Annotated in this window: 23 protein-coding genes and 1 riboswitch; of the genes, 15 read left to right on the top strand and 8 right to left on the bottom strand. The window is 71.9% G+C overall.

All coding sequences use genetic code 11. From position 1 onward, the window contains the following. The first annotated feature begins 32 nt into the window (after nucleotides 1-32). Nucleotides 33-494, top strand: coding sequence for a hypothetical protein (locus tag H9622_RS04265; RefSeq protein WP_191764548.1), 462 nt, complete (start codon nucleotides 33-35; stop codon nucleotides 492-494). Nucleotides 495-525: 31 nt separating this feature from the next. Here the strand turns inward: H9622_RS04265 and H9622_RS04260 are convergent, their stop codons facing one another. Next, nucleotides 526-1,344 carry an ABC transporter permease subunit gene (locus H9622_RS04260; protein WP_191764546.1) on the bottom strand — a complete coding sequence of 273 codons (819 nt, stop codon included), beginning with the start codon at nucleotides 1,342-1,344 and terminating at the stop codon, nucleotides 526-528. Beyond that, complete coding sequence (locus H9622_RS04255) at nucleotides 1,341-3,104, bottom strand: ATP-binding cassette domain-containing protein (RefSeq protein ID WP_191764544.1); 1,764 nt, start codon at nucleotides 3,102-3,104, stop codon at nucleotides 1,341-1,343. Before H9622_RS04255 ends, H9622_RS04260 begins: the two co-directional genes overlap by 4 nt. Before the next feature lie 163 nt (nucleotides 3,105-3,267). Here H9622_RS04255 and H9622_RS04250 point away from each other — a divergent pair, with 163 nt between their 5' ends. The 4 genes from H9622_RS04250 to H9622_RS04235 all read left to right on the top strand — a co-directional run bounded on the left by H9622_RS04250 (nucleotide 3,268) and on the right by H9622_RS04235 (nucleotide 6,704). After that, nucleotides 3,268-4,344 (top strand): enoyl-CoA hydratase/isomerase family protein, encoded by a 1,077-nt coding sequence (locus H9622_RS04250; RefSeq protein ID WP_191764542.1) that lies wholly within the window; start codon nucleotides 3,268-3,270, stop codon nucleotides 4,342-4,344. Nucleotide 4,345: 1 nt separating this feature from the next. Then, nucleotides 4,346-5,164, top strand: a complete 819-nt coding sequence (locus tag H9622_RS04245) for an LssY C-terminal domain-containing protein (protein WP_191764540.1) — start codon at nucleotides 4,346-4,348, stop codon at nucleotides 5,162-5,164. Next, on the top strand, nucleotides 5,161-5,700 hold the full coding sequence (locus H9622_RS04240; protein WP_191764538.1) for a hypothetical protein: 540 nt from the start codon (nucleotides 5,161-5,163) through the stop codon (nucleotides 5,698-5,700). The genes H9622_RS04245 and H9622_RS04240 overlap by 4 nt, the downstream gene beginning before the upstream one ends. A 77-nt stretch (nucleotides 5,701-5,777) precedes the next feature. Further along, nucleotides 5,778-6,704: a J domain-containing protein gene (locus H9622_RS04235; RefSeq protein WP_191764536.1), complete on the top strand. Its 927-nt coding sequence runs from the start codon at nucleotides 5,778-5,780 to the stop codon at nucleotides 6,702-6,704. A 27-nt stretch (nucleotides 6,705-6,731) separates the two neighbouring features. Here the strand turns inward: H9622_RS04235 and H9622_RS04230 are convergent, their stop codons facing one another. Further along, the gene (locus tag H9622_RS04230) at nucleotides 6,732-8,345 is read right to left on the bottom strand and encodes a D-alanyl-D-alanine carboxypeptidase (protein ID WP_191764534.1); all 1,614 of its coding nucleotides are present in this window, start codon (nucleotides 8,343-8,345) and stop codon (nucleotides 6,732-6,734) included. 36 nt (nucleotides 8,346-8,381) lie between these two features. Further along, a riboswitch (TPP riboswitch) is annotated at nucleotides 8,382-8,491 on the top strand. Between H9622_RS04230 and H9622_RS04225 the strand changes: the two genes are divergently transcribed. From H9622_RS04225 to H9622_RS04215, 3 genes are all read left to right on the top strand, one after another. After that, nucleotides 8,484-9,128 (top strand): ECF transporter S component, encoded by a 645-nt coding sequence (locus H9622_RS04225; protein WP_191764532.1) that lies wholly within the window; start codon nucleotides 8,484-8,486, stop codon nucleotides 9,126-9,128. (Overlaps the previous riboswitch by 8 nt.) Nucleotides 9,129-9,130: 2 nt before the next feature. Further along, nucleotides 9,131-10,597, top strand: a complete 1,467-nt coding sequence (locus H9622_RS04220; RefSeq protein WP_404802844.1) for an ABC transporter ATP-binding protein — start codon at nucleotides 9,131-9,133, stop codon at nucleotides 10,595-10,597. After that, nucleotides 10,594-11,400, top strand: coding sequence for an energy-coupling factor transporter transmembrane component T family protein (locus H9622_RS04215; protein WP_191764530.1), 807 nt, complete (start codon nucleotides 10,594-10,596; stop codon nucleotides 11,398-11,400). Before H9622_RS04220 ends, H9622_RS04215 begins: the two co-directional genes overlap by 4 nt. Before the next feature lie 9 nt (nucleotides 11,401-11,409). Here the strand turns inward: H9622_RS04215 and H9622_RS04210 are convergent, their stop codons facing one another. Further along, the gene (locus H9622_RS04210) at nucleotides 11,410-11,940 is read right to left on the bottom strand and encodes an SRPBCC domain-containing protein (protein WP_191764528.1); all 531 of its coding nucleotides are present in this window, start codon (nucleotides 11,938-11,940) and stop codon (nucleotides 11,410-11,412) included. Between the two features lie 93 nt (nucleotides 11,941-12,033). Between H9622_RS04210 and H9622_RS04205 the strand changes: the two genes are divergently transcribed. From H9622_RS04205 to H9622_RS04195, 3 genes are read left to right on the top strand one after another with little or no spacing between them, the layout of a single operon-like run. Continuing rightward, nucleotides 12,034-12,792 (top strand): response regulator transcription factor, encoded by a 759-nt coding sequence (locus H9622_RS04205; RefSeq protein ID WP_191764526.1) that lies wholly within the window; start codon nucleotides 12,034-12,036, stop codon nucleotides 12,790-12,792. Between the two features lie 9 nt (nucleotides 12,793-12,801). Then, nucleotides 12,802-14,460 carry a sensor histidine kinase gene (locus H9622_RS04200; protein ID WP_191764524.1) on the top strand — a complete coding sequence of 553 codons (1,659 nt, stop codon included), beginning with the start codon at nucleotides 12,802-12,804 and terminating at the stop codon, nucleotides 14,458-14,460. Further along, on the top strand, nucleotides 14,457-15,560 hold the full coding sequence (locus tag H9622_RS04195; protein ID WP_191764522.1) for a hypothetical protein: 1,104 nt from the start codon (nucleotides 14,457-14,459) through the stop codon (nucleotides 15,558-15,560). Before H9622_RS04200 ends, H9622_RS04195 begins: the two co-directional genes overlap by 4 nt. 25 nt (nucleotides 15,561-15,585) lie before the next feature. On the opposite strand, the gene H9622_RS04190 is transcribed toward H9622_RS04195, so the two are convergent. Next, nucleotides 15,586-16,311: a phosphotransferase gene (locus H9622_RS04190; protein ID WP_191764520.1), complete on the bottom strand. Its 726-nt coding sequence runs from the start codon at nucleotides 16,309-16,311 to the stop codon at nucleotides 15,586-15,588. Between the two features lie 4 nt (nucleotides 16,312-16,315). Beyond that, a complete protein-coding gene (locus H9622_RS04185; RefSeq protein WP_191764518.1) occupies nucleotides 16,316-16,660 on the bottom strand; it encodes a DUF488 domain-containing protein in 345 nt (114 codons plus the stop codon). Between the two features lie 109 nt (nucleotides 16,661-16,769). Here H9622_RS04185 and H9622_RS04180 point away from each other — a divergent pair, with 109 nt between their 5' ends. Genes H9622_RS04180 through H9622_RS04165 form a run of 4 tightly spaced genes read left to right on the top strand, consistent with a single transcriptional unit; the run spans nucleotide 16,770 to nucleotide 19,590 of the window. Further along, nucleotides 16,770-17,531, top strand: a complete 762-nt coding sequence (locus tag H9622_RS04180; RefSeq protein WP_191764516.1) for an SDR family NAD(P)-dependent oxidoreductase — start codon at nucleotides 16,770-16,772, stop codon at nucleotides 17,529-17,531. A gap of 13 nt (nucleotides 17,532-17,544) precedes the next feature. Then, nucleotides 17,545-18,333 (top strand): enoyl-CoA hydratase/isomerase family protein, encoded by a 789-nt coding sequence (locus H9622_RS04175; protein ID WP_191764514.1) that lies wholly within the window; start codon nucleotides 17,545-17,547, stop codon nucleotides 18,331-18,333. Then, nucleotides 18,330-19,184 (top strand): SDR family oxidoreductase, encoded by an 855-nt coding sequence (locus H9622_RS04170; RefSeq protein WP_191764512.1) that lies wholly within the window; start codon nucleotides 18,330-18,332, stop codon nucleotides 19,182-19,184. Before H9622_RS04175 ends, H9622_RS04170 begins: the two co-directional genes overlap by 4 nt. 22 nt (nucleotides 19,185-19,206) lie before the next feature. Then, nucleotides 19,207-19,590 carry a VOC family protein gene (locus tag H9622_RS04165; RefSeq protein WP_191764510.1) on the top strand — a complete coding sequence of 128 codons (384 nt, stop codon included), beginning with the start codon at nucleotides 19,207-19,209 and terminating at the stop codon, nucleotides 19,588-19,590. Nucleotides 19,591-19,632: 42 nt separating this feature from the next. Here the strand turns inward: H9622_RS04165 and H9622_RS04160 are convergent, their stop codons facing one another. Both H9622_RS04160 and H9622_RS04155 read right to left on the bottom strand, forming a co-directional pair. Further along, nucleotides 19,633-20,271 carry a LysE family translocator gene (locus tag H9622_RS04160; RefSeq protein ID WP_191764508.1) on the bottom strand — a complete coding sequence of 213 codons (639 nt, stop codon included), beginning with the start codon at nucleotides 20,269-20,271 and terminating at the stop codon, nucleotides 19,633-19,635. A gap of 18 nt (nucleotides 20,272-20,289) precedes the next feature. Beyond that, nucleotides 20,290-21,237, bottom strand: a complete 948-nt coding sequence (locus tag H9622_RS04155; protein ID WP_191764506.1) for a hypothetical protein — start codon at nucleotides 21,235-21,237, stop codon at nucleotides 20,290-20,292. Nucleotides 21,238-21,259 lie beyond the last annotated feature (22 nt).

Raw genomic sequence — 21,259 nt, 5'->3', positions numbered from 1 at the left:
GCCCTGGGGGTGGCCGCTGGCAGACTAGAGGCATGGTGACCCTGCTGCTCGACTCGACGCAGCTCGAAGTGGTGCTCTCCGGGGCCGAGCGCGCCATGGCATTCCGCAAGGGGAATGTCGTGATCGAGCGCTCGACCATCACCAAGGTGCAGCTCACCGACGACGCCTGGACGTGGCTGCGCGGGGTCCCGAGCCCCGGCACCCACCTGCGCGGTGTGGTCGCGATGGGCACCTGGAAATCCGCCGGTGCCGACGACTTCGCCATCATCCGCCGTCACCGCCCGAGTGTCGTGATCGACCTCGAGGGGCATCCCGAGTTCCAGCGGATCATCCTGACCACGCGCCACGGGCTGGAGCTCGTGCAGGCGCTCCGACTCGACCTCGCCGAAGAGGCGAGCGACGTCGTCGACATCGCCGCCGAGACCGGCACCATTCCGACCGTTCCGGCGCGCAAGCCGCGGGCGCGCAAGACGGCTGCGGCGCCGGCGGTCTGAACCGCGTTCCGCCCCCGGTGACGCAGACCGGTCAGCTGACGTCGCGGCGCCAGCTGGTGAGGTAGCCCAGCACGAGGAACACCACGGCGTAACCGGCCAGCACAAGGCCGCCCACCCACCACTCGAGCTGGTCGACCGACCCGCCCTGCATGCTCATCGCGAAGATGCTGGAGCCGACCAACGCATCGCTCGCCGCGCCCGGCAGGTACTGCGTGTAGTCGCCGACCTGCTCGATGAACGTGGCGGCGAGGCGCGCGATGGGCTCGATGAACTGCGTGAAGACGAGCACGCCGACGATCGCGCCGACCTGGTTGCGCACGAGGGCGCCGACCCCGATGCCGACGAGCACCCACAGCACATAGGCGAGCAGCATCCGTCCGAACTGAGCCCAGGTGTCGACCGACGCGAACGCGGTGTCGATGCCGTAGCCGGCGAGGAACCCGACCGACGGGCCGACCGCGGCGACGATCCCGATCACGCCGTACAGTAGGCCGAGCAGCACTCCGACGAAGAGCTTCGCCCACAGCACACGGCCGCGGCGGGGAGTCGCGAGGAAGGTCGGCGTGAGGGTCTTGTGGCGGAACTCGGCGGTGACCATGAGCGTCCCGATGAGCAGCGGGAACACATAGCCCACCGCCGTCGCCGAACTGTAGAGCAGCCCGGCGAGGCCGTCCTCGGGCAGCTGCGGCGCTTCACCCGGCAGGGAACCGGAGGCCGCGGCGGAGAAGACGAAGCCCAGCGCGGCGGCCGTGAAGCCCACGTAGCCGGCGAGCACGATGGCGAGCACCCACCACATCGCGGTGGAGAACTGCTTCGTGGTCTCGGAGCGGGTCGCTGCGGCGAGGCTCATCGCTGCTCGCCTCCTTCGCCCTCGGCGTGGTCATGGACGTCGGTGGGCGAGTCGCCGGTGGGCTCGGCGTCGTCCGGGGAGGGGGCTTCCGGGTCGGGCTCGGTCTCGCCTGCGGAGGGGGCTTCCGGGTCGGGCTCGGTGTGGTCTTGGACGTCCGTGGGCGAGTCGCCGGTGGGCTCGGCGTCGTCCGGGGAGGGGGCTTCCGGGTCGGGCTCGTCGTCGAACGCCGCGAAGAAGCGGTCGGCTTCGACGTCGGCGTCCGTGCGGACGTAGTCCTCCCACGAGCGATCGTCGTCCTCGGCGACGAACGGCGGCTCTTCGGCAGGCTCTTCGGCGAGCTCGTCGCCGGGCTCGCCGGCGGGTTGGCCGGCGGGTTGGTCGGTCGCGGTGTCGCCGTCGGCTGCAGGCACATCTTCCGGGAGGATGTCGATCACTCCGGTGCTCGCGACGGCGAACGACGCGGTGTGGGGCTCCGGCTCGAGGGCGGGTTCCGGTTCGGGCTCGGACTGTGGCTCGGGTTCGGCGTCGGCGCGTTGCTGCTCGGCGTCGTAGGCTGCTTCGGCCGAACCGACAGCGGCCGCACCGGCCATTGCGCCGCCGGACTCCGCGTTCAGCTCAGCAGAGACACCCGCGGTGTCGCCGGCCTCGGGTGCATCAGGCACTGCATCGGCGTCGGAGGCAACAGCCTCGGCGGCGACGGCGTCGGGGCCGGTGGGAACGGCGTCGTCGGGACCCGCGTCGGCTTCCGCCGGCGAGACCTCAGCCGCGGCATCCGGAACCGACTCCTGCACCGGCACGGCGCCGGTCGAACCCGACTCGAGGGCGGGGATCACGTCGTCCCGTCGACCGGAGGCGCTCGTGTGCACGCGCGTGCCGTTGACCAGGTCGAGGAAGACCTCTTCGAGCGCGGGGCCGCGCTTGTGCAGCGTCGAGAGCGGCACGCCTGCAGCGGCCGCGGCCAGGCCGACGGCAGCAGGCTCGATGCCGCGCACGGTGAGCCCGGACCGCAGCACCTCGAACGGCACGCCGGCGGCGCGCAGCGCCTCGGCCAGCCCCGCACGGTCTTCCGAGTCGACGACGGTGGCCCGCTCGGAGGGGTCGACGAGCTCATCCATGCCGCCCTCGAACACGAGGCGGCCCTGCGAGATGATCAGCAGCGCGTCGACGGTCTGCTGCACCTCGGTGAGGAGGTGCGACGAGACGAGCACGGTGCGGCCCTCGCGGGCGAGCTGGCGGAGGAATCCGCGGATCCATCTGATGCCCTCGGGATCGAGGCCGTTCGTCGGCTCGTCGAGCACGAGCACACCCGGGTCGCCGAGGAGCGCGTAGGCCAGTCCGAGGCGCTGCCGCATGCCCAGGGAGTAGCCCCCGACCTTGCGGCCCGCGGCATCCGCGAGTCCGACCAGGCCCAGCACCTCGTCGACGCGCGCTTTCGGGATCTTCGCCGCGTGCGCATACACCGTGAGGTGTGCGGCGCCGGTGCGGCCGGGGTGGAAGCTGGATGCCTCGAGCACGGCGCCGACGGTCTGCAGCGGGTGGGCGAGCTTGGCGTACTTCGCGCCGCCGATCGTGGCGTGACCGGCCGTGGGTCGCACGAGCCCGAGCAGCATGCGGAGCGACGTCGTCTTGCCGGCGCCATTGGGACCGAGGAAACCGGTGACCAGCCCGGGGTCGACACGTGCGGTGAAGTCCGAGACTGCGGTGACTGCGCCGAAGCGCTTGGTCACGCCGGAGAACTCCAGCACCTGTCCTTCCGGCATGCCGAACCCTCTCGTCCTCGGGAGCACTCCCCCCATCCTGTCGGAAACTGCCGGCCGCCGTGGGGAAATGTGGCGGCCGGTCGCATCGTGGCGCGGCTTCCCGGCGCCGCCCTCGCCGGCCCCCGTCTCGGCCCGCGAGGGTCGTCCGGGTAACGTTGCGACCGTGACCGATGCCCCCGAGCCCACTGTTCTCGTCCGCGCCCGCGGCGGGCTGGGACGGCTCACCCTCAACCGCCCGCGAGCGCTCAACGCCCTCGACCTCGACATGATCCACCAGCTGCACGCCGCGCTCGACGCGTGGGAGCACGACACCGAGGTCGACGTCGTGCTGCTCGACGGCGCGGGCGAGCGCGGACTGTGCGCCGGCGGCGACGTGCGGGGCCTCGCCGAGCAGGTCACGAGCGCACGCCCGGAGGACGCCGGCATCTTCTTCCGCGACGAGTACGCGCTCAACGTGCGGATCGCGGAGTACCCGAAGCCCTTCGTCGCGCTCGCCGACGGCATCACGATGGGCGGCGGCATCGGGGTGGCGGGCCATGCCGCCATCCGGATCGTGACCGAGCGCTCGCAGCTCGCGATGCCCGAGACCCGCATCGGCTTCACGCCCGACGTGGGCGGCACGTGGCTGCTCGCGCACGCGCCTGGCCGCCTCGGCGAGTACCTCGGTCTGACCGGTGCGGTGATGGATGCCTCGGACGCGCTGTACGCCGGCTTCGCCGACCACTTCGTTCCGTCCGCCCACCTCGACGGGCTGCGCGACGCACTCGAGACCCGCGCCGACCCGTCCAGCCCGACCGAGCTGGTGCTGCTCTTCGACGAGACTCCGCCGCCGTCGAAGCTCGAGCGTGCTCGGGCGTGGATCGACGACGCGTTCGCGGGAGACACCGTCGCCGACATCGTCGAGCGCCTGCGGGCGCGCCCCGAGCCCGAGGCATCCGCCACCGCCGACCTCCTCGGCGAACTCTCGCCGACCGGTCTCGCCGTGACGCTCGCGTCGGTCCGCCGCTCGCGCGACCTGCCCGGGCTGCGCGACGCACTGGAGCAGGAGTACGGCCTGGTGATGTGGTTCGCCTCGACCCAGCCCGACCTGCCGGAGGGCATCCGCGCGCAGGTCATCGATAAGGACAGGTCGCCGAAGTGGCAGCCGGCGACCATCGCCGACCTGCCCTCCGGCCTCGCATCGTCGGCGCTCACGCACCGCCCCGGCGTGCCGCTCTGGGGAAGCCCCAGCGGGGACTGACATGGCCAGGAAGCGGAGCTACTCGATTGGGATTGCGATCGACTGGTTCTTCTTCGTCTTCGCCGGGCTCGCCGCGATCTGGCTGGCGTACCTCAGCTTCACCGAGTCGTTCAAGGTCGGCTGGTGGGGCATCCTGTTCTTCGCCGCGTTCTGGGTGCTGCTGGCGTATCTCGTGCTGCCGCGGCTGCACCGCATCCTCACCACGATCTACGTGCCCGACTACTTCATCGGGCGCACGCGCACGAGTGACGGCCTGCTCGGTGATCCCGTCAACCTCGCGTTCCTCGGGACCGGGGAGCAGATCGAGATGGCGATGCGGGCGGCGGGGTGGACGAAGGCCGACCCGGTCACGCTGGCGTCGTCGTGGCGCATCATCACGTCCACCCTGAGGCGCCGCAGCTACCACGAGGCGCCGGTGAGCCCGCTCTTCCTGTTCGGCCGGCAGCAGGATTTCGCCTATCAGCAGGAGGTCGACGGCAACCCGGCCCAGCGCCACCACGTGCGGTTCTGGCGGTGCCCCGACGACTGGCTGCTGCCGGGCGGGCGACGTGTCGACTGGCTCGCCGCCGGCACCTTCGACACGAGCGTCGGACTGTCGCTGTTCACGCTGCAGGTCACGCACCGCATCGACGCCGACACCGACGTCGAGCGCGACCACATCGTCACGACGGTGACGGATGCCGATTCCCGCGTCGCCGTGGACGTGATCGCCGACTTCGCCTCGGGGTACCACGCGCGCAACGGCGGCGGCGACACCATCCGCACCGACGGAGACCTGCCGATCGTCGACGTGCGCGCCCTCGCGGAGGTGATGCCGTGACGACTCCCGACCCCTCGCCGGCGCCGATCCACCCCGACAAGCGCCCGGCGTTCGAGCCGCCCGCGCGTCTGCTGCGACCGACCGCGCGGGATCCGCACATGCGCCGGCCGGCCTCGGTGACAGCCGGCGCGGCGCTCGTCCTGCTGCGGGTCATCGCCGGTGTCGTCGTGCTGGTGAGTCTCGCGGCGGGCTGGGACGACCTCCGCACCCAGGCGGGCGCGGCCCTGGAGGGCTTCGACCCGACACCCGAGGGCTGGAACGCGGCCCTGCGGGTGGTGCTCGCGATCGGCGCCGCCGTGCTGCTGATCGACCTGCTGCTCGCGGTGCTCGTGTTCCTCGGCCGGAACTGGGCGCGGGTCATCGTGATGTGCATCTCGGTGCTGTCGATCAGCACGGTGTTCGGCGCGTGGTGGGCGCAGGGGCAGGAGATCACGCTCGAAGGCAGCTTCGTGTCGCTGGCGATCGACATCCTCCTGCTCCTCGCGCTGTCGAGTCGGAGCGCGGCGGCGTACGCGCGACGCAGGGAGCGCCCCTGAGTCGGTCCGGCGCCCACCCTGGGGCGCGTGGTCTAGCCTGAGATCCGCCGCTGCGGCGGCCGGGATCAGGAGGATGCGTGTTCGACAGCCCGCTGTCCGCGTCGGCCTACGACGTGCTGGGGGTGGACCCCACGGCCGACGAGGAGTCGCTGCGCAAGGCGTACCGCCTGCGCCTGCGCCAGACGCACCCCGACACCGGAGGCGACGCCGCGGTGTTCATCCAGGTGCAGCGCGCCTGGGAGCTCGTCGGCACGGCGGACGCGCGCGCCGCGTACGATCGCGGCCACGGGTTCGGCGACGCACCGGCCCCGGAGTGGTCGGGCTGGCGCGCGCCCGCTGCCCGCACCGACACGCGCCCGCGCGCCCGCTCGTACGGGCACCCGGGCGGCTGGCGTCGCGAGCGGTACCTGACGCTGATCCGGGAGTGGGCCGGCCGCGGCGTCACGCTCGACGACCCGTACGACCCGGCGCTCGTGCGCTCCGCGCCGCAGCACGTGCGGAGGCTGCTGGCGGACGCGCTCGCCGAGGAGGCGACCGCGCGCATCGTCGCCGAGCTGGGCATGGGCTACACGGTCTGGCATGACGTCGCGCCGTCCGGTCGGGGCGCCGACCCCGACGCCAAGATCGACCACATCGTGCTCGGGCCCAGCGGGCTCTACGGTCTCCTGTCGGAGGACTTCGGCGGCCCCGTTCGCCTGCGCCGCGGCGAGCTCATCGGCGATGGCGTCGACGGGGCGCCGATCGCCACTCTCGTCGCGCGCATGCGCGGACTCGCACGGGCCGCGGGCGTGCGGTTCAGCGGCGCGATCGTCGTGCTGCCCGATGACGACGTCCTGCAGGTCATCGACGAGATCGGCAAGGTGAAGGGCACGCCCGTCGCGATCGTCGCGCGCGGTGCGCTGTCGACGGTGCTGCGCAGGGGCATCACCGGCGTGCGGGCGATCGGCGGCAACGAGGTCTTCGACGTGCGCACGCGGCTCCAGCAGGCGGTGCGGTTCGCCTGAGCGCCGCGCGGCGGGCGACCCAGCTGGTCAGTCGGTGAGACCGAAGAGCTCGAGCGGGTGGGTGAGCCGCCACCAGGGGCTCGGGTCCTCGATGTCACCGTCGAGTCGCAGGTCGACCGTCACGGCATCGAGAGGTCCGTCCACGGTGATCGACCCGACGGTGTCGCCGTCCGCGCGAGCATCGCCGAGGGAGTAGGTGGGAGTCACGATGCCCGAGCCGCCGTTCCAGAGCACGACCGACGCGTCCTCCGCCACCACGATGCGGGCGCTGTCGCCCCACTCGGTGTCGACCGTCCCGGCGAGCGTGCCCTCGGGAACCGAGGGATCGAACGCGAGCTCCTCCTCGAGCCGGGCGAAGAGCGCGCGCGTCGCGGCGGCGCGCGTGTCGTCGTCGGGCTGGCCGAGCACCGACGCGAACATCCGCACCGGAGTGTCGCCGATCGTCACATCTTTGGCCGAGAGCAGGTTCCAGGTGTCGAGCGTGCCGGTCTTGATGCCGACCACTCCGGGATCGGCGAGCAGCGCGTTGGTGTTCTTCACGGTGCCGGCGCCGGGCAGGTCCACCGACTTCTGCGCGACGATCTCGGCGACCACGGGATTCGCCAGCGCCTTCTGCGCCAGGACGAGCAGCGCTTCGGGCGTGGCCGTGTTGCGCGAGTTGATCCCGGTCGGCTCGACGATGCGCACGCCCGGAACCCCGTGCGTCTCGAGCCATGTCATCGCGGCGTCCGCGAACACCGCGTCGGACGGGAAGAGGTGGGAGGCGAGACGATCGGCGTAGTTGTTCGCGGACCCGATGAGCATGCCCTGGAGCAGCTGGTACTCGGTGAGCGTGCCGTCCACCGGGACGTCGAGGGCCGACTCGCCACGGGCTCGATAGTCCCAGTACGCGAGCATGTCGCCGTAGCCGAAGCGGTAATCGGGTCCCTGCTCGCCGACGGCGAGGGGCATCTCGTCGAGGACGACGAGGGCGGTGACGACCTTGGTGATGCTGGCGATGGATTCACGATCGGACCCGGATGCCGCGTTCCCCGCGATGCCGCCGATCGAGACGGCCGCGCTGCCCTCGGCCGGCCAGGGCAGCTCGGTGGCGGGTGCCGGTACCGACTGCAGCTGCACCGCCGCCACGGTCGGCTCGACCGCGTGCAGCGGCCACAGCAGTGTGGTCGCGGCGTACGCGCCGGCGAGGCTCGCGATGATCGCCGCGGGAACCATCACGCCGGCCCGCAGCGGCGAGCGGCGCGGGACGTGCGCGAGCAGGTCGTTCTCGACCGGGATGTACGAGGTCGACGCCGCGGACAGGTCGGCCGGAGCCGGAGGGGATGCGACGTCCCGCTCGTCGACCCACGTGAGCGCCACCCGGCCCGAGGACGCCACCTCCGCCGCATCGGCGGGATCGGTCGTCGCCGTGCCGCCGGCTGCCGTGGATCCGAGCTCGCCCAGGGGCGTCGCGGTGGCCGGCTCGGTGGCGACACCGGCGGGAGCGGCGATCGAGCTCGCCGGCGTCGCCGCCCGGTCCACGGACGTCGGGTCGAGGGTGAGCGTGCCGTCCGCGGCATCCACCCCCTCGGGTGTGACCGCGAACGCGCCCGTCCGCACGCGCGTACGGCGCGGCGGAGCAGGGATGTCGTCGGGTGTCACCCGCTCAGAATACGTCGCCCGGCGGGCGTATACTCGTGCCACAACCACGGGAGTCCGGTGAGCCGGGCTGAGAGGAAGCGATCCACGCTTCGACCGTCGAACCTGATCCGGATCATGCCGGCGCAGGGAGGAGAAGAAATGCACGCGTCCACGTTCGAGACCACTTCGTCGCAGGGCACCTCTGCCGCCCCCCACCGACTCCGCTGGCGAGTGGTCGACATCGTCGTAGCGGCCGTCCTCGGCGTCGCCCTCGGCCTGGTGTTCTGGGGGTGGAACACCGTCGGGTACGCCTGGTTCGTCAGCATGGATGCGGTCACCCCAGGCCTCGGCGGGCTGGCGGTCGGCATCTGGCTGATCGGCGGAGTGATCGGCGGTCTCGTGATCCGCAAGCCGGGCGCTGCGCTGCTCGTCGAGGTGATCGCGGCCGTCGTGTCGATGCTGATCGGCAACGTGTGGGGCGTGTCGACGCTCCTGTCGGGCCTGGTGCAGGGACTCGGCGCCGAGCTCGTCTTCGCACTGTTCCTCTACGCCCGGTTCACCCTCCCCGTCGCGATGCTGTCGGGCGTGGGCGCTGCCGTGGGCGCGTGGGTCTTCGAGCTGTTCTACGGGAGCTCGCCGAACATCCTCAAGACGGCGGAGTTCAACACCATCTATCTGGTCGCGCTCGTCGTCTCCGGCGCCGTGCTCGCCGGCCTGCTCGGCTGGCTGGCAGTGCGCGCGCTGGCCGCCACCGGTGCCCTGAACCGTTTCGCGGCGGGCAGGGAACGCCGGCGCGAGGTCTGATCGTGCCCCCGGTGCGTCCTGGTCGCATCACCGCGGCCGGCTGGGGCTGGCGCTACGCGGGCAGGCGTGCGCCGGCGGTGCGCGACGTGTCGTTCACGATCGAGCCCGGCGAGCGCGTGCTGCTGCTCGGAGCGTCGGGCGCCGGGAAGTCGACCCTGCTCGCAGGCATCGCCGGTCTGCTCGGCGGCGCTGATGAGGGTCATGAGTCGGGACGGCTCCTGATCGACGGCGAGCGGCCCGACGCGCATCGCGGTCGCGTCGGCCTGGTGCTGCAGGATCCGGACGCCGGCGTCGTGCTGTCGAAGGTCGGCGACGACGTGGCGTTCGGCTGCGAGAACCTGGGCATTCCCGCCGCTGAGATCCCCGGACGCGTCGCCGAGGCGCTGGCGGACGTCGGACTCGACGTGCCGCTCAGCCGTCCGACCAAGGCGCTCTCCGGAGGTCAGAAGCAGCGGCTCGCCCTGGCCGGGGCGCTTGCCATGCGCCCGGGTGTGCTGCTGCTGGATGAGCCGACCGCGAACCTCGATCCCGACGGGGTCCGCGAGGTGCGCGACAGCGTCGAGCGCGCGGTGTCGCAGACCGGTGCCACGCTCGTCATCATCGAGCACCGCACCGCGGTCTGGGCGGATCTGATGACGCGCGTGATCGTGGTGGGCGCCGACGGCGGCCTCCTCGCCGACGGACCGCCCGACGTCGTGTTCTCGCGGCTCGGCGACGCGCTCGCAGCCGCGGGCGTGTGGGTGCCGGATCATCCGATCGACCTTCCTGCGCTCGACCGCCGCGCGGATGGTCCGGCAGCGCTCGAAGCCGCCGGGCTCGCGATCTCCCGGGACGGGCGCACACTCGTGCGCGCGGGGCTGGACCTGCGCGTTCCGAAGAGCCGAGCGACCATCGTCACCGGGCCCAACGGCGCCGGGAAGTCCACGCTCGCGCTCACGCTGGCCGGTCTTCTGCCCGAGTTCGACGGCACCGTGCAGGCGGCGCCCGAGCTCGCGGCGAAATCGGGCCGTCGTCCGTCGGAGTGGAAGTCGCGCGAGCTGCTCACCCGGATCGGCACCGTGTTCCAGGAGCCCGAGCATCAGTTCCTCGCCTCGACCGTGCGTGACGAGCTCGCGATCGGACCGCGTGCGCGGGGGGTGGAACGCGCCGCCGTCGATGTCATCGTCGAGGAGCTCCTCGAGCGACTGCACCTCGCAGCGCTCGCCGAGGCGAACCCGTTCACGCTGTCGGGCGGCCAGAAGCGGCGTCTCTCCGTCGCCACCGTGCTCGCCGACGCGCCGCCCGTGATCGTGCTCGACGAGCCGACCTTCGGTCAGGACCGCCGCGGCTGGATCGAACTCGTCCGGCTGCTGCAGTCCGAGATCTCTGCGGGCACCACGGTGATCGCAGTCACCCACGACGCCGAGGTCGCGCGTCATCTGGGTGGCCACCGCATCGAGCTCGCCGCGCCTGCAGGAGTGCTGCGATGACGGCCCTCGACGCCGGCGCGGCCGGCGCGATCACCCGCGAAGAGAAAGCGGCCTGGCTCGACGGCGTCAATCCCGTGACCAAGGTGGTGCTCGCGCTGCTGCTCTCGGTGCCCCTGTTCGCATCGATCGACGTCGTGAGCGCTCTCGCCGCCATCGCGCTGCAGCTCGCCTGCGTGCCGCTCACGGGCCTGCCGATCGCCACGGTCGCCAAGCGGCTGCTGCCGATCGCGCTGTTCGCGCCCGTGGCGGGAGTGAGCATGCTCCTGTACGCGGAGCCCGGCGGACAGATCTACGCAACGTTCTGGTACGCCACGATCAGCGACGACTCCATCGCCCTCGCGATCGCGGTCAGTGTGCGAGTCGTCGCCCTCGCCCTGCCGACCATCCTGCTGTTCGGCCGCACCGACCCCACCGAACTCGCCGACGCCCTCGCCCAGGTCGCGAAGCTTCCTTCACGCTTCGTGCTCGGTGTGCTCGCCGGCACGCGCACGCTCGGGCTCTTCCTCGACGACTGGCGCAGCATGCAGCTCGCACGCCGCTCCAGGGGGATCGGCGACACCGGCGCCGTGCGCCGGTTCTTCTCGATGGCATTCGTGCTGCTCGTGTTCGCGGTGCGTCGAGGCGAGAAGCTCGCGACCGCCATGGAGGCGCGCGGGTTCGGGTCGGGCATCCCCCGCACGTGGTCGCGCCCGTCACGGCTGCACGCTCGTGACGCCGTCGCGCTGCTCGGCGGCATCGTCATCATGGCGCTCGCCATCACCGCAGCCGTCGCGACCGGCAGCTTCCGCTTCGTGTGGTCCTGACCCGCGCGGTCAGCCGGCGGCGACGAGCGTCTGATAAGCCGGCTGCATGGCGGGGAAGTAGGCCTCCCACGCGATGGTCGAGGCATCCCGCCCCTTCGTCACCGCCACCAGCCGATCGAGGTAGTACTCCCAGCCCGGGCCGATCGAGCCGACGTCCTCGCCGGGGTTGAGCCGCTGACCGAACACCAGGAGCGTCGCCTCGCCCTTGTCGACGAGCTCGAACCACAGGTGCCACGAGCCGGTCGCGGCCGAGGTGTCGCCGGCGAACCGGCGCGGGGGATCGCACTCGAGGATCGTGTACTCCTCGGGCGGGACATCCTCGCCCTCGGCGGTCATGAAGAATGCGACGCGACCGGTCTTCGGGTCGCCCTCCCACCGGCCGATCCACCGCTCCAGGCGGGCGGAGTCGGTGAGCTCTCGCCAGAGCTCGGGCGCGTGCAGCGGGAAGGCCCGCGTGAGCACGAGGTTCGGGTGGCCGTCGATGTCGGTGACGGTGCCGGTGATGGCGGGGCGCGCGTTCTTCTCGGTGCTGTCGGTCATGTCGCGTTCCATGCTGGCACTCGCTGGCCGGGCGCGCTACGGTCCGTGCCCGGCGGTGTATAACGGATCCAGGCCAGCCGCGGAGGAGTCACAGTGAACGCCGCCATCACGTCGTCCACCGCAGTGGTCATCGAAGACGACGAGATCGTACGGGAACTCCTCGTCGACATCCTCGACGGTGCGGGGCTGCACACGATCGCCGTCGACAACGGCGCCGACGGTGTGCGGGCCGCCGTCGAGCACAACCCCCTCATCACGACCGTCGACATCAACATGCCGGGCATCGACGGCCTCGAGGCCACCCGGCGCATCCGCGCGCGGAGCGCGACGCACATCATCGTCGTGTCGGCGCTCACCGATGAGGCCGACGCCGTGCTGGCGCTGTCGGCGGGGGCGGATGACTTCGTCGCGAAGCCGTTTCGCGCCCGCGAATTCCGCGCCCGCATCGACTCGGTGCTCCGGCGCGTCCGCCAGCCCGACGCCGCGGCTGCGTCGACGCAGCGCACGGATGCAGCGGACGACACCGTGCTGCGGCACCAGGATCTCGTGGTCGACCGCGCAACGCGGGTCGTGCGCCGCGACGGAGCCGAGGTGGCGCTCACGCGCACCGAGTTCGACATCCTCGTCGCCCTCCTTCAGACCGGGCGCCGTGTGCGAGCCAAGAGCGAGCTGGTCATGGTGGTGCGCGGCGACCGTCAGGACGCGGCGCCGATCACCGACGTCGATCTGCGCACGATGGAGACGCACATCGCCAACCTCCGGCGCAAGCTCGCCGAAGACTCCGTGGCCCCGCGGTACATCGAGACCGTGCGAGGCGTGGGCTATCGGCTCACCGAGGACGAGTCGGCTTAGACTGCGGCCATGGGGGCCTGGGACACGACCGGTCCGGTCAGGCTGAGCTCTCCCGCGCTCGACCTCGCCGAGGCGGACGCCCGTGTGCGCTCCATCTGGATCTGGCAGCTCGCGCTGTGCGCCGTGACCGGGATCGTCATCGTGGGTGTGGCGATCCTCGACGCGAGCGTTCTCGCGATCGGGTCGGTGGCGATCGGCACCACGGGCATCTTCCTGACGACCATCGGGTCGCTCATCGTCCCGTGGCGCGGCCTGCCCGACTCCGCGCCCGCCGTGCTGCCGTACCTCGACATCGTGTGGATCGCCCTTCTCACCTTCAACACCGACCTGCGCCTCTCCCACCTCTGGGTCTTCCCGATCGCGTGGCTCGCGACGCAGTTCGGCCTGCTGCGGCTCGCGGGGGGTCTGGCGGTCGTCGCCGTCGCCGCCCTCGTCGAGGTGCTCGTGAACGAGGTGTCGCGCGCCAGCGCGCTGCGCGTTCTCATCGCGCTCCTCGCACTCGCGTTCATCGGGATCACCGTCAACAACGCGGCGCGCCAGGCGGCCGCCTACCGCACGCTCCTGCGCCGGCAGGCGCGCCGGTCGACGGCGTCGCTCGAGCAGGTGTCGATCGAGAAGCGCCGGGTGAGCGACACGCTCGACGACGTCAGCATCGGCATCGCGCGCGTCGCCCCGGATGGCGAGCTCCTCTCGGCCAACGCCGCCTATCGCGGGCTGTACGCACTCGACGTCGCCGACCCCGGCCAGCCGGCGCACTCAGTCGAGTACGACTCGCTGCGCGGCACCGCCCTGCGCACGCGCGATCGCACGTTCGCCCGCGCCGCGCGCGGCGAGTGGCTCGATGAAGAGCGGATCTGGCTCTACGACCCCGACGGCCGCTGGCATGCGCTGGCGGTCACGACGCGACCGCAGCCGGCGCACGGCGAGGAGGAGCCGAGCACCGTGCTGATCGTGCGCGACGTCACCGACGTGCTGCAGGCGCAGCAGCGCCGCGACGCACTGGCCTCGGTGGTCTCGCACGAGCTGCGCAATCCCCTCACGGCCCTGCTCGGCCAGGTGGATCGGCTGCTCGACCGCGACGACCTGGACGACGACGCGGTCCGCCGCATCCGCATCATCGAGGAGTCCGGCGAGCGCATGCGCAAGCTCGTCTCGACCATCCTCAGTGCGCCGGTCGAGCAGGTCGCCGACCCCGACCGGGGCCCGCGGGCCGTGACCGACCTGCGCAAGATCCTCGACGCCTCGGTCGACTCGTTCGAGCCGCTCGCGGCGGAGCGCGACATCGCTCTCGACCTCGCTCCGGGGGATCCGTTGGAGGTGTGGGCGGATGCCTTCCGCCTGCGCCAGGTCGTCGACAACCTCCTCAGCAACGCCGTGAAGTACACCCCCGCGGGTGGCTCGGTCACCGTCATCGCGCGCGCGGTCGGCGCCGACGTCGAGTTCGTGGTGACCGACGACGGCATCGGAATCCTGCCCGCCGACCTCCCGCGCATCTACGAGGACTTCTACCGCTCACGCGCGGTGCTCGACAGCGGCATCCCCGGCACCGGTCTCGGCATGCGGATCGTGCGCGAGATCGTCGAGGACCACGGCGGCTCCATCGGGGTCGAGAGCATGCCGGGGGTCGGCACCACCGTGACCACCAGAATCCCGAGGGAGGCCGGATGACGTCGTCCACGCTGGAAGGCGAAGCGCTGCTGGCGGTGTTCGCCATCCTCGCCGCGCTGCTCATGTTCGGTCTCGGCTTCCTCTACCGCCCGACCTGGTCGACCCTGCTGTGGTCGATGGTGTTCTTCCTCGTCACCCTCGGCACGTTCGGGGTCATCGTCGCCGACGCGACGACCCTCGACTGGATCGACGACATCGCGGTGGGACTCATGCTCGGCGCGCCGGCACTGGTCTGGTCGGGCCTGCGCGCCGAGCGCGCCGCACCGGCCCGGTCGTGGATCGCCGTCGCCCAGGGCGTCGCGAGCGCGGGCCTGCTGCTGGCGACGGCGGGGCTGCCGGTTCACTCGCTCGCATACTCGGTGGCCTACTTCGGCTCCACCGTGATGGCCGCGCTGTCGGCCGTCGAGCTGCTGCGCCGCCCGGAGCGCGGAGGAGGGATGCTGCTGCCGCTGACCGTCGTGTCGCTCGTGCTGCCTCTGATCGGCGTCGCCAGCGTCTCAGCCGCCCTGCTGGCCGACGGCGGCACGCAGCACACGGCCCTGCCGGACGTGAAGGTGGTCGGCCAGGTCGTGTACCTGACGTGCGCGCTGATCTCGCTGCTGTTCCTGACGCGGTTCGCCGACTCGGTCGCCGAGGTGAAGGGACAGACGGAGTTCGCGCACATCGCAGACGACCGGCTGGCGCGCGCGGCGACCGCCGAGGACCGCAACTGGGCGATGCTGTCGCTGTCGCTCGACGACACCGGGCCCCTGCGGGTCGCCGTGGGGGAGCCCGGACTGCAGCGGATCATGGCGCGCTTCGCGGCGGACGTGCGAGCCTCCTTCCCCGTCGAGGCCGACATCGGCCCGGACTCGCCGTACGGCTTCCTGGTGCTGCTGTCACGACCGGACGGGGTCGTGCGCGAGAGCATCCGCGACCTGCTGGAGCGCATCGGCACGGTCACCCCCGATCAGCCGATCGAGACCGAGCTGTCGGCGAGCGTGGGCTGGGCCCCCGTGCGCACCGTCGGCTACGACGCGGTCCAGCTGATCGACGCCGCGCATGCCGCGATGGCTCGGGCCCGCGGGGCGGGCGGGAACCGCTGGGAGCGTGTGGAGTGACGAGTCGCCCCGGCGATCGGGGCCTTCAGGTCGCGTTCCAGAGGTCGCGGTAGTAGGTCACGCGGTCTCGGTCGGGCTCGACCCCGTACGCCTCGATCAGCGCATCCTCCCAGCCGGGGCCGTAGTTCCACTCCGTGCTCATCGACGCCACGGCGATGTCGCCCCAGCGATCGCCGGTCCCCAGCAGACCCAGGTCGACGTGCGCGAGCCACCGTCCGTCGTCGCCGAGGAGCGTGTTCGGGCAGCAGGCATCCGCGTGACAGACCACCAGCCGGTCGATCGGCGGCGCCTCGCGGAGGGAGTCGGGGATCCGGATGCCGCGGCCCGCCGCGTTCGCGATCCGCGACGGCACCGACCAGTCGAACGGGCAGTCCTCGACGGGCAGCGCGTCGTGGAGCGCGCGCAGGCCCTCGCCGACGGCCCGGACGGCGACCGCCGGCTCGGCCAGCCACCGTGCGGCGGCAGCGCTCTCTCCGGAGATCGCCCGGGTCACGAGCCACTCCTCGGTGTCGTCGGCACCGGCCTCGAGCACGTGCGGCACGAGGATCCAGCGACCCGCCCACTCGAGGCGCACGGTCTCGTCCGCGAGCGAGGACTCCGCGTTGCGCGGGCCGTGCTTGATGTAGCGCTCGTCGTCGGTGCGGAAGGTGACGCCGCCGTGGTTGTTCCGCCAGACCGGCGTCAGCGCGGCACCGTGCGCCAGCGTGCGGACACGCTCGGGCACGGGCACATCGCCGACGGGGATGGACACCGCGTCAGAGTCCCAGCACGTCGAGCAGGATCACGGCGTGATTGCGCAGCGCGTCGTTCACGCTGAACAGGAGCGTCGACGTGGGCCGCGCCGCGAGCTCCGCACGCAGCGCCGCGACCGCCGGGTTGCCTGTCAGCTCGCGGCGGTAGGCCGCCTCGAACTCCTCCCAGGGGAGGTCGCCCTGGTGGTACGCCCGGCGCAGCTCGGCGGAGGGGGCCGCGTCCTTCGCCCAGCTGTCGACGGCGGCGCGCTCCTTCGTCAGACCGCGGGGCCACAGGCGATCGACCAGCACGCGGTACCCGTCGTCGGGTGAGGGATCGTCGTAGACCCGCTTCAGCTTCACCGCCATGCCACCATCATGCTCCGCCCACTAGCCTGGACGTGGCATCCCGGTCGGATCTGAGACTCAGTCCCGCGTATGGTGGGATGCAATGTCTTGGCTGTTCGAAGGAGAACGCATGGATCTCACGGGTGCCTCCGCCCTCGTCACGGGCGGTGCAAGCGGGCTCGGGCTCGCGACGGCGCGCCGCCTGGCCGCAGCAGGCGCCGCCGTCACGATCGTCGACCTGCCGCAGTCCGCCGGTGCCGACGTCGCTGCCGAGCTGGGCGGGTCCTTCGCTCCGGCCGACGTGACCGACCCCGGTCAGGTCGCCGCCGCCGTCGAGACCGCGTCGGCGGCCGGACCGCTGCGCGTGGTCGTGAACTGCGCCGGAATCGCCCCGCCCGCGAAGATCCTCGATCGTGAGGGCGCGCCGACACCGCTCGAAGGCTTCGAGCGCATCATCCGCGTGAACCTCATCGGCACGTACAACGTGGTGGCGCAGGCGTCCGCGGCGATGGCCCGCACCGAGCCCGAAACGGACGGAGGGCGCGGCGTCATCGTCAACACCGCGAGTGTCGCGGCGTTCGACGGCCAGATCGGTCAGCCCGCGTACGCCGCGAGCAAGGGAGGCGTGCACGCGATGACGCTCCCGATCGCCCGCGAGCTGGCGCGCTACGGCATCCGCGTCGTGACGATCGCCCCCGGCATCATGGAGACGCCGATGCTGATGGGGCTGCCGCAGGCCGCCCAGGACTCCCTCGGCGAGCAGGTCCCGTACCCGCAGCGCCTCGGCAGGCCCGACGAGTACGCGCGACTCGTCGAGTCGATCGTCGACAACGGCTACCTGAACGGCGAGACCATCCGCCTCGACGGCGCCATCCGCATGGCTCCCAAGTAGAACCAGGACTCTGATGAGCGATTCGATCCTCCTCCACGTCGAGCGCGGGCTCGCCCGCGTGACCTTCAACCGGCCGGCGTCGCTGAACGCGATGGACTTCGAGATGGGCGGCCGCTGGCGCGACATCGCCCGCGCGGTGACCTCCGACCCTTCGGTCGGTGCGGTGATCCTGGATGCCGCCGGCCCGGCCTTCTGCGCCGGCGGTGATGTGGTCGCGATGGCGACGTCCGGCGCCGGCGGTGCAGCCGTCACCGAGACGGCTCACGTCATCCACGAGGGCATCCGCACGCTTGCGCTGTCGGACAAGCCGATCGTCGCCGCGGTGCAGGGCGCCGTCGCGGGCGGCGGGCTCGGCCTGATGCTGACCGCCGATTACATCGTCGCGGCCGACTCGGCGAAGTTCGTGAGCAAGTACGCCAACATCGGGCTGACTCCCGACCTCGGCGTCTCGACCCTGCTCCCGGCGGCGGTCGGTCAGCGACGCGCGCTGCAGCTCCTGCTGCAGGACCGCACCCTGAGCGCCGAAGAGGCGCTCGAGTGGGGGCTGGTGGCCGAAGTGCTCCCCGCCGCAGAGGTCGCCGGTCGCGCGGAGGAGATCGCGGGCTTCTGGCTCGCGAACGCGACCGCGGCGTTCGGCCACGCCAAGCGACTCGTGCGCATGGGCGCCGACCGGCCGTTTGCCGAGAACCTCGACGATGAGGCCGCCTCGATCGGCGCCCGCTTCGACACCCCCGAGTCGCAGATGCGCGTGGCCGCCTTCGCCGCCGCATCGCGCAAGGCTTCAACCAAGGAGAACGCGTGACCCCTTCGACCGGTCCGGCCCCGACCCTCGCCGGCAAGACCATCCTGATGTCGGGCGGCAGCCGCGGCATCGGCCTCGCGATCGCGCTGCGCGCCGCCCGTGACGGCGCGAACATCGCGCTGCTCGCGAAGACCGACACCCCTCACCCGAAGCTCGAAGGCACCGTGCACTCCGCCGCCGAGCAGATCCGCGAAGCCGGCGGCGAGGCGCTGCCGATCGTCGGCGACGTGCGCGACGACGACGACGTGACCGAGGCCGTGCTCAAGACGCAGGGAGAGTTCGGCGGGATCGACATCGTCGTGAACAACGCCAGCGTCATCGACCTCTCCCGTTCGCTCGACCTCGCCGCGAAGAAGTACGACCTCATGCAGGACGTCAACGTGCGCGGCACCTTCATGCTCAGCCGCGCGGCCGTGCCGATCCTGAAGGACGCCGAGAACCCGCACATCCTGTCGCTGTCGCCGCCCCTCAACCTGTCGCCGAAGTGGCTCGGCGCGCACACCGGCTACACGCTCGCCAAGTACGGCATGACGATGACGACCCTCGGCTTCGCGGCGGAGTTCGCGAAGGCTGGCATCGCCGCGAACACGCTGTGGCCGGCGACGACCATCGCGACGGCCGCGGTGCAGTTCGCCCTCGGCGGCGACGCGATGATGAAGGTGAGCCGCACCCCCGAGGTGTACGCCGACGCCGCCTACGAGGTGTTCCTCAAGCCGGCGACCGAGTACACCGGCCAGACGCTCATCGTCGAGGACGTGCTGCGCGAGGCGGGCGTCACCGACTTCTCGGGCTACGCCGCCGTGCCGGGCACGCCCGACGATCAGCTCTTCCCGGACATCTTCCTGGACTGACCGCCGCGCGTAGGGTGGGGGGATGGGCGTGCGGAGTCTGTTCCCCATCCTGCTCACGCGTGACCTGCCGCGGCTGGTCAGCTTCTACGAGCACGCACTCCACGCTCGGGTGAGCTACCGCTTCGGCAGCGCCGACGAAGACGACTATGTCTCGCTCGCGATCGGCGGGGCGTCGCTCGGCATCGCCCGCGATCCCGCGACGCCCGGGCGCGGCGCGGGGGATCGCATCGCCCTGTGGTTCTACGTCGACGACGTCGATGACGCCTTCGCGCGCTGGCGCTCCGCCGGTGGCGACACCGTGGCCGAGCCCGCCGACATGCCGTGGGGCGAGCGGGTGGCGCAGGTGCGCGACCCCGACGGCACTCTCGTCAACCTCGGGCTCGCGGCATCCGCTTCGACAGATTGATCCGCGCGCGGACCGCCGGAGCAGACGAGCGGATGCTGCGGGTCAGTGGTCTCCGCCGGTGAAGAGCAGGAGCCCGCCCAGGCCGATCATCAGCCCGCCGCCGGTCGCCGACAGCCGTGCGATGCGCTTCGGCGACTTGCCGAACCACAAGCGCGCCGACGCGGCGACAAGCGCCCAGATGCCGTCCGAGACGAGCGCGATGGCGAAGAACACCAGGCCGAGCTGCATCATCTGCAGCGGCACGGCGCCGGCGTTCAGATCGACGAACTGGGGGAGCACCGCGACGAAGAAGGCGATGGTCTTCGGGTTGGTGATGCCGACCAGGAATCCCTCGCCGAGCTGACGCCAGGCCGAACGGGGTGCGATCGCGCCGCCGGCCTGGTCGGCCGCGCGGTCGCGATGCCGGATCGCCTGGACGCCGAGGTAGATCAGGTATCCCGCGCCGACGACCTTGACGATCGTGAAGAGCACGACCGACTTGGCCACGATGCCGCCGACGCCCAGGGCGACCAGTCCGACGACCGGAAGGAGCCCGAGCGCGTTGCCGAGCACGCTGAGCAGGCCTCCCATCCGGCCGAGCGCGAGCGCGCGGCCGATGGTGAAGAGCACACTCGGGCCGGGGATGACGATGAGGACGATCGAGGCGAGGACGAAGGCGAGGAGGTTCTCGGGAGGGACCACGAGGAAACCATAGTCCCGTCATCGCACGGGATCGTCGCCGAGCAGCACCGTGACCGCTTGGTCGCGACGCCACCAGAACCCCAGACGCTGGTCCTCCTGCATCCCGATCGGGCGGTCGTCGGCGGGCATGAAGGTGTACGGCACGTCCACGAGCAGCGCGCTCTGCGAGCGGATCGACGCCGGCACGCAGCGTCCTCGGGTGACGTCGCCGCGTTCGACCAGCACGCAGTGGTCGCGACGGAAGCCCGCGGTGTCCACCATGGCGCCGGCGATCCAGGCATCCCACCCGAAGTACTCGCCCAGGTGCACCGCCCATTCGACCTCGCCGGTGGTCGGGAACTCGGGCACGTGCCCATCGGAGGGAAGGTCGATGAACCCGCCGAATGAGCCGTCCAGCGGGATGTTCAGGAGCGTCACCGCATCGGTGTCGCGCGCGAACGAGTAGGCCGCGCGCGAGGCCTGGAAGGCGGGCGAGAGCGTCGAGCGGGCGTCGGGCGTCTCGTCCGGCGCGGTCAGCAGCCGGATGCCGATCACCGCGGCGACCGCCACCGCGAGCCCTCCGCCGACGAGGGCGAGGGTGAGGCCGAGCCGGCGTGGCCGGCGCGGCGCGGGAGGGGGCGATGCCGCCTCTCGTGCGCCGCTCGGCGGGAGAGCGCTCCGGGCGGCGGGCGTCGCCGCGGTGTGCGGTGCCGCGCGCGTCGGGGGTGACGGCCGGCGCAGGGGCGGAGCGGTCCGGGAGGGCTTCGCTGCGGCATGCGTCGCCGCGGCGGCCGGTGCCGCTGAGCCCGGAGCCGCTGAGCCCGGTGCCGCTGAGCCCGGAGCGGTCGCGGCGAGGTTTTCGCGCCGCACGAGATCCTCGAGTTCGACGAGGCGCAGCAGTGCCTCCGCGTCGCCGTCGATGTCAGCCCCGGGGCCGTAGGCGCGGCGACGCAGACCGGCGAGCTCGACGCGGGTCGCGGCGTCCACACGTCAACGGTAGCCCTGATTC

It is taken from the genome of Microbacterium gallinarum (assembly GCF_014837165.1).
GTDB classification, from domain to species: domain Bacteria; phylum Actinomycetota; class Actinomycetes; order Actinomycetales; family Microbacteriaceae; genus Microbacterium; species Microbacterium gallinarum.
The sequence above is the reverse complement of the archived record's forward strand: the minus strand, read 5'-3'. Positions and strand labels throughout refer to the sequence as shown.

Bases quoted from the DNA above. Each gene is read 5' to 3' on its own strand.
- H9622_RS04265 (WP_191764548.1), top strand. From the start codon at position 33: ATGGTGACCCTGCTGCTCGACTCGACGCAGCTCGAAGTGGTGCTCTCC.
- H9622_RS04260 (WP_191764546.1), bottom strand. From the start codon at position 1,344: ATGAGCCTCGCCGCAGCGACCCGCTCCGAGACCACGAAGCAGTTCTCC.
- H9622_RS04255 (WP_191764544.1), bottom strand. From the start codon at position 3,104: ATGCCGGAAGGACAGGTGCTGGAGTTCTCCGGCGTGACCAAGCGCTTC.
- H9622_RS04245 (WP_191764540.1), top strand. From the start codon at position 4,346: ATGGCCAGGAAGCGGAGCTACTCGATTGGGATTGCGATCGACTGGTTC.
- H9622_RS04225 (WP_191764532.1), top strand. From the start codon at position 8,484: ATGCACGCGTCCACGTTCGAGACCACTTCGTCGCAGGGCACCTCTGCC.
- H9622_RS04215 (WP_191764530.1), top strand. From the start codon at position 10,594: ATGACGGCCCTCGACGCCGGCGCGGCCGGCGCGATCACCCGCGAAGAG.
- H9622_RS04210 (WP_191764528.1), bottom strand. From the start codon at position 11,940: ATGACCGACAGCACCGAGAAGAACGCGCGCCCCGCCATCACCGGCACC.
- H9622_RS04200 (WP_191764524.1), top strand. From the start codon at position 12,802: ATGGGGGCCTGGGACACGACCGGTCCGGTCAGGCTGAGCTCTCCCGCG.
- H9622_RS04195 (WP_191764522.1), top strand. From the start codon at position 14,457: ATGACGTCGTCCACGCTGGAAGGCGAAGCGCTGCTGGCGGTGTTCGCC.
- H9622_RS04185 (WP_191764518.1), bottom strand. From the start codon at position 16,660: ATGGCGGTGAAGCTGAAGCGGGTCTACGACGATCCCTCACCCGACGAC.
- H9622_RS04180 (WP_191764516.1), top strand. From the start codon at position 16,770: ATGGATCTCACGGGTGCCTCCGCCCTCGTCACGGGCGGTGCAAGCGGG.
- H9622_RS04175 (WP_191764514.1), top strand. From the start codon at position 17,545: ATGAGCGATTCGATCCTCCTCCACGTCGAGCGCGGGCTCGCCCGCGTG.
- H9622_RS04165 (WP_191764510.1), top strand. From the start codon at position 19,207: ATGGGCGTGCGGAGTCTGTTCCCCATCCTGCTCACGCGTGACCTGCCG.